Here is a 5,543-nt window from a genome sequence, read left to right as displayed (position 1 = left end):
GGGCCTTGACCCGGTCGATCGCGAGCTGCTCCACAACGTCGACGTGCTCGCAGCCGCCGTAGTAGCGCTTGCCCGGGTAGCCCTCGGCGTACTTGTTGGTCAGCACCGAACCCTGCGCCTGCATCACAGCCCTGGCGGTGTGGTTCTCCGAGGCGATCATCTCCAGCCCGTCCCGCTGGCGGGTCAGTTCGGCGTCGATCCTTACAGCGATCTCCGGATCCAGCGCGGACAGGTCCGCGTCCAGCGACGCGGAGACGACCTGCTCAAACGCGACGGTCACGGTGCCGGCGGCAGCGGCGCCGCTCACAGTTCGCCGCCGTTCTTGGACGCGTACTCTTCAGCCGACAGGAGCGGACCGTCCGATTCGGCGGCGACCTTGAAGAGCCAGCCGGCACCGTACGGGTCGCTGTTGATCAGCGCGGGATCATCGACGACGGCGGGGTTGATTTCGGTGACTTCGCCGGTGACCGGGGAATACAGGTCCGAGACGGACTTGGTCGACTCAACCTCGCCGCAGGTCTCCCCGGCAGTCACTGCGGAGCCGACCTCGGGCAGGTCCACGTAGACGATGTCGCCCAGGGCGTCCGTGGCCACGGCGGAGATACCGATGGACACGACGTTCCCGGCCTCACGCGCAACCCACTCGTGCTCGTCGGAGTACTGCAGTTCGGGGGCAACTTTTGCCATGTGTTTTTCCTAAGTCTTGGAGTGGTCTTGGTGCTAAATCAAATTGTGGCCGGGTTGCGCGGCGGGACTCGCCATCCTCCCCGCCATCTCCCTAACCTCGCAAGCTCGGCCAGGGAACCCTGATGGTGTGGGCCCACGCGTGCTCGGTCGCGAAAGCGCCCGAGCACGCAGAGGATGTTGGGTCCGACGGGCCAATGCAAGCCCGGAGCCGGGCACCGCTGAGGCGCCCAGGCCGGAACCGGCCCAGTTGGGCTACTTTTGGCGCTTGTAGAAAGGCAGTGCGACCACTTCGAAGGGCTCGGCCTTGCCGCGGAGATCGATGTCCAGGGCGGTGCCGGGCTCGGTGAATTCGATATCGACGTAGGCCATCGCGACCGGGTAGCCGAGGCTCGGGCTGGGCTGGCCCGAGGTGACTTCGCCCACCACGTTGCCGTCCTTGAGGACCGGGTAGTGGCCGCGGCCGGCCCGGCGTCCGAGGCCCTTGAGCCCCACGAGCTTGCGGCCCGTCGTGGCACCCGCGCCGGCTTCCTTCTTGGCGGCCAGGGCGGCCTTGCCGATGAAGTCGCCTTCCTTGGACAGCGCGACGACGGGGCCCAGGCCGGCGGCGAACGGATCGCCTTCGAGGGAGAGCTCGTTGCCGTAAAGCGGCATGCCGGCCTCGAGGCGGAGCGAATCGCGGGACGCGAGCCCGGCGGGGGTCAGCTCGCCTTCCTCGGCGATGGCGACCAGCGCCTGCCAGAGGGCGGCGGCGGCGTCGTTCGCGACGAAGATCTCGAAGCCGTCCTCACCGGTGTAGCCGGTGCGGGCCAGCAGGAGGTCCTGGCTGCCGCCGCCGAACATGAACGGAACGTCGACGGCGGCGTAGTACTTGAGGCCCGTGACGAGCTCGTGCTGCGCGGCCGGAACCAGGCGCAGCAGGATCTCCTGGGCCTTGGGTCCCTGCACGGCGATCAGCGAGGTCACGGCGGAGGCGTCCTCGACGGTGACGTCGAACCCGCCTTCCTTGCCGGAAACAGCCCGTTCGGCCAGGGCCTCGGCCACGACCTTGGCGTTGCCGGCGTTGGGGACCACCAGGAACTTCTCGTCGCCGCGGCGGTAGGTGATGAGGTCGTCAATGATGCCGCCGTCCTCGTTGCAGATCAGCGAGTACTTGGCCTTGCCAATGGCCATCGCGGAGATCTTGCCCACGAGGGCGTAGTCCAGGAAGGCTGCGGCGTCCGGGCCGGTGACCCAGACTTCACCCATGTGGGAGAGGTCGAACAGGCCCGCAGACTTGCGGACGGCGTGGTGCTCGGCGAGTTCGGAGCTGTACTTCAGCGGCATCTGCCAGCCGCCGAAGTCCGTGAAGGAGGCGCCGAGCTCCTTGTGCTCTTCGTAAAGTGCCGTGTAATTCTCAGTCATCGGTGGCTGTCCTTAGTTGGCGGAGTCGTCGGAGTGGTCCTCGAAGGCTTCGAGGGGAGGGCACGAGCAGATCAGGTTGCGGTCCCCCGCGGCGCCGTCGATCCGGCCGACCGGCGGGAAGTACTTGTCCTGCTTGAGCGTGTGGACCGGGAAGACGGCCTGCTCACGCGGGTACTCGCGGGTCCAGTCGGTGCTGATGACGGCTGCGGCGGTGTGCGGGGCGTTGCGCAGCGGGCTGTGCTCCACGGTGAAGTCGCCGTGGGCCACCTGGTCGATCTCTGCGCGGATGGCAACCATGGCGGTGATGAACCGGTCGATCTCGCCAAGGTCCTCGGATTCGGTGGGCTCCACCATCAGGGTGCCGGCAACCGGGAACGCGAGCGTGGGAGCGTGGAAGCCGTAGTCGATCAGGCGCTTGGCGACGTCCTCGGCGGTCACGCCGGTCTTGGCCGTGAGTTCGCGCAGGTCCAGGATGCACTCGTGGGCCACGAGGCCGCCTTCGCCGGTGTAGAGCACCGGGAAGGAGTCGTTCAGGCGGGCCGCGATGTAGTTCGCCGCGAGCAGGGCCGACTTGGTGGCCTCGGTGAGGCCCCGGCCGCCCATCAGCTTCACGTACGCCCAGGAGATCGGCAGCACACCGGCCGAGCCGTAGCGGGAGGCGGAGATCGGGGTGCCGTCGGCCGGGTCGGCGTTGTTGGCATCGCCGGGCATGAACGGTGCCAGGTGTGCCTTGGCAGCAACCGGGCCGACGCCGGGTCCGCCGCCGCCGTGCGGGATGCAGAAGGTCTTGTGCAGGTTCAGGTGCGAGACGTCGCCGCCGAACATGCCCGGCTGGGCCAGCCCCACGAGGGCGTTGAGGTTGGCGCCGTCGATGTAGACCTGCCCACCGGCCGCATGCACGGAGTCGCAGACCTCGCGGACATCGGCGTCGTAGACCCCGTGGGTGGACGGGTAGGTGATCATGATCGCCGAGAGGACGTCCTTGTTGGCCTCGATCTTGGCGGCGAGGTCCGTGTGGTCGATCGTGCCGTCCGAAGCCGTGGCCACGACGACCACCTTCATGCCGGCGAGCACGGCGGAGGCGGCGTTGGTGCCGTGGGCCGAGGCCGGGATGAGGCAGACGTTGCGCTGCTCGTCTCCGCGGGAGTGGTGGTAGCCGCGGATGGCCAGCAGGCCGGCGAGCTCGCCCTGGGATCCGGCGTTGGGCTGGATGGAGACCTGGTCGTAGCCCGTGATCTCGGTCAGCTGGGCTTCGAGGTCCTCGATCAGTTCGCGCCAGCCCTCGGTCTGGGAGTCCGGGGCGAAGGGGTGGATGGAGGCGAACTCCGGCCAGGAGATGGCTTCCATCTCGGCCGTGGCGTTCAGCTTCATGGTGCACGAACCCAGCGGGATCATGGTGCGGTCCAGGGCGAGGTCGCGGTCCGAGAGGCGGCGGATGTAGCGCAGCAACTGGGTTTCGGAACGGTGCGTGTTGAAGACCGGGTGCTGCAGGAAGTCGGAGGTGCGCTCCACGGCGGAGTCCAGGCCGAAGCCCTCAGATGTGTCGGTCACCGACGCGCCAAACGCGGCGATGACGTCGGCGACGATAGCCACCGTCGTGGCCTCATCGGCGGAGATGCCGACAGTGTCGGCGTCGATGGCCCGCAGGTTGACGCCCTTGGCGTCGGCGGCCGCGATGATCTCTGCCGCCCGGCCCGGCACGGAGACGGTGATGGTGTCGAAGAATGACGTGTGCAGCACGTCCAGCCCGGCGGCCTTCAGGGAGGCGGCGATGGTCTTGGCGTGGACGTGGACCGACTGGGCGATGGCCTTCAGCCCGTCTGGGCCATGGTAGACGGCGTAGAACGAGGACACGATGGCCAGCAGGGCCTGCGCGGTGCAGATGTTGGACGTGGCCTTCTCGCGGCGGATGTGCTGCTCGCGGGTCTGCAGGGCCAGGCGGTACGCCGGGACGCCGGCGTTGTCTTTGGAGACACCCACGAGGCGGCCGGGCATGGAGCGCTCGAGCCCCTTCTGCACGGCCATGTAGGCGGCGTGCGGGCCGCCGAAGAACAGCGGCACGCCGAAGCGCTGGGCGGAGCCGACGGCGATATCCGCACCCTGCTCGCCCGGAGGGGTGATCAGGGTCAGGGCCAGGAGGTCCGCGGCCACAGTGACCAGCGCGCCGCGTTCCTTGGCGTCGGCGATCACCGCGGTGTGGTCCAACACACGGCCGGAGACGCCCGGCTGCTGCAGGACGACGCCGTTGATGACGCCCTCGGGCAGGCCCTTCGAGAGGTCCGCGACCTCGACCTCGAAGCCCAGGGCTTCCGCGCGGCCCTTGACGATCGCGATGGTCTGCGGGAGGCAGTCGGCGTCGAGGACGGTCTTGCCGTCGTGCGCCGTCTTGTTCTTGTTGGCGCGGCGCATCATCAGCACGGCCTCGGCAACCGCGGTGGCCTCGTCGAGGAGCGAGGCGTTGGCGATCGGCAGGCCGACGAGGTCCTGGACCATGGTCTGGAAGTTCAGCAGGGCCTCGAGCCGGCCCTGGGAGATTTCCGGCTGGTACGGCGTGTACGCGGTGTACCAGGCCGGGGCTTCGAGGATGTTGCGGCGGATCACCGGCGGGGTGAGCGTGTCGTAGTAGCCCTGCCCGATCATCTGCACGGCGGTCTTGTTCTTCGCTGCCAGCTTGCGCAGCTCGGCGAGGACTTCCACCTCGCTGAGGGCGGCGGCGAGCGCGAGATCGGAGTCCTGACGGATGTCCTTCGGAACGGCGGTGTCCACCAGGGCGTCGACGGTGTCGTAGCCGACAGCCTTCAGCATGGCGTCGACGTCGGCCTGGCGGCGGGCGCCGATGTGCCGGTCAACGAAGGACGTGGAGGCTGGGGTAACAGTCACAAGGAACTCCATAACTCAGGCGGCGCAGGGTACGCCACATTGATTCGGGTTCCTCCCCGCTCTGTATTGGACCTGAGAGTTTCCGCGAAGCCTGCGTTTCAGGGGCTCCGCTTGCACCGTCGGTGAGCACAGCATGTCCGGGACACGCCTGCTACTTTCCAGAGATGCCTTGCCGCGGCGGTACATGGGCCTGAGAGATTCCTGGGGAGGGTTTGCTCCTACGGCGCCTGCTTGTACCTACTTGCAGGACTCTCCCGCCGCAGATCAAAGGCGTATTCAGTTGGGTGATTAATCGTGGGTGACAACAGTCACAGCTCCCATTCTCCTATGCCGGGCGCGCGTCCGCAAACTCCCTGCCAGCCGCCGACCCAGGTTACGGGCGACAGGCCGCCCCCGGGTGCGTCCGCCAACACGAGTTCGCCGGACAGCGGCCAGGTCGCCGCAACTTCGGAATGAATCAAGCTGTTTGTGACAGCTGGTTGGTTTTGTGGTTGATGCCGGCGTGGGCCGGGGCGGGTGGTGCGGTGGGTTTGTTTCGGTAGCGGTGAGGATGCCGGGCGTGGCAGGCGTTGAGG

Annotated in this window: 3 protein-coding genes, 1 pseudogene and 1 riboswitch; all 4 genes and pseudogenes read right to left on the bottom strand. The window is 67.8% G+C overall.

Annotation, left to right across the window (positions count from 1 at the left end; all coding sequences use genetic code 11):
• Positions 1-307: pseudogene (locus tag LQV16_RS22710) on the bottom strand (serine hydroxymethyltransferase); the annotation flags it as partial.
• Positions 304-687, bottom strand: a complete 384-nt coding sequence (gene gcvH / locus LQV16_RS22705) for a glycine cleavage system protein GcvH (protein ID WP_229996103.1) — start codon at positions 685-687, stop codon at positions 304-306. The pseudogene LQV16_RS22710 and the gene gcvH, both read right to left, overlap by 4 nt.
• 252 nt (positions 688-939) lie before the next feature.
• The gene (gcvT, locus tag LQV16_RS22700) at positions 940-2,088 is read right to left on the bottom strand and encodes a glycine cleavage system aminomethyltransferase GcvT (RefSeq protein ID WP_229996102.1); all 1,149 of its coding nucleotides are present in this window, start codon (positions 2,086-2,088) and stop codon (positions 940-942) included.
• Positions 2,089-2,100: 12 nt separating this feature from the next.
• Positions 2,101-4,980: an aminomethyl-transferring glycine dehydrogenase gene (gcvP, locus tag LQV16_RS22695; RefSeq protein ID WP_229996101.1), complete on the bottom strand. Its 2,880-nt coding sequence runs from the start codon at positions 4,978-4,980 to the stop codon at positions 2,101-2,103.
• Positions 4,981-5,136: 156 nt separating this feature from the next.
• Positions 5,137-5,235, bottom strand: a riboswitch (glycine riboswitch).
• Between the last annotated feature and the right edge of the window lie 308 nt (positions 5,236-5,543).

This window comes from Arthrobacter sp. Bi26 (assembly GCF_918697925.1).
Taxonomy (GTDB): Bacteria; Actinomycetota; Actinomycetes; order Actinomycetales; family Micrococcaceae; genus Arthrobacter.
The sequence above is the reverse complement of the archived record's forward strand: the minus strand, read 5'-3'. Positions and strand labels throughout refer to the sequence as shown.

Excerpts from the sequence above, each read along its gene's own strand:
- gcvH (WP_229996103.1), bottom strand. The coding sequence starts at position 687 with ATGGCAAAAGTTGCCCCCGAACTGCAGTACTCCGACGAGCACGAGTGG.
- gcvT (WP_229996102.1), bottom strand. The coding sequence starts at position 2,088 with ATGACTGAGAATTACACGGCACTTTACGAAGAGCACAAGGAGCTCGGC.
- gcvP (WP_229996101.1), bottom strand. The coding sequence starts at position 4,980 with ATGGAGTTCCTTGTGACTGTTACCCCAGCCTCCACGTCCTTCGTTGAC.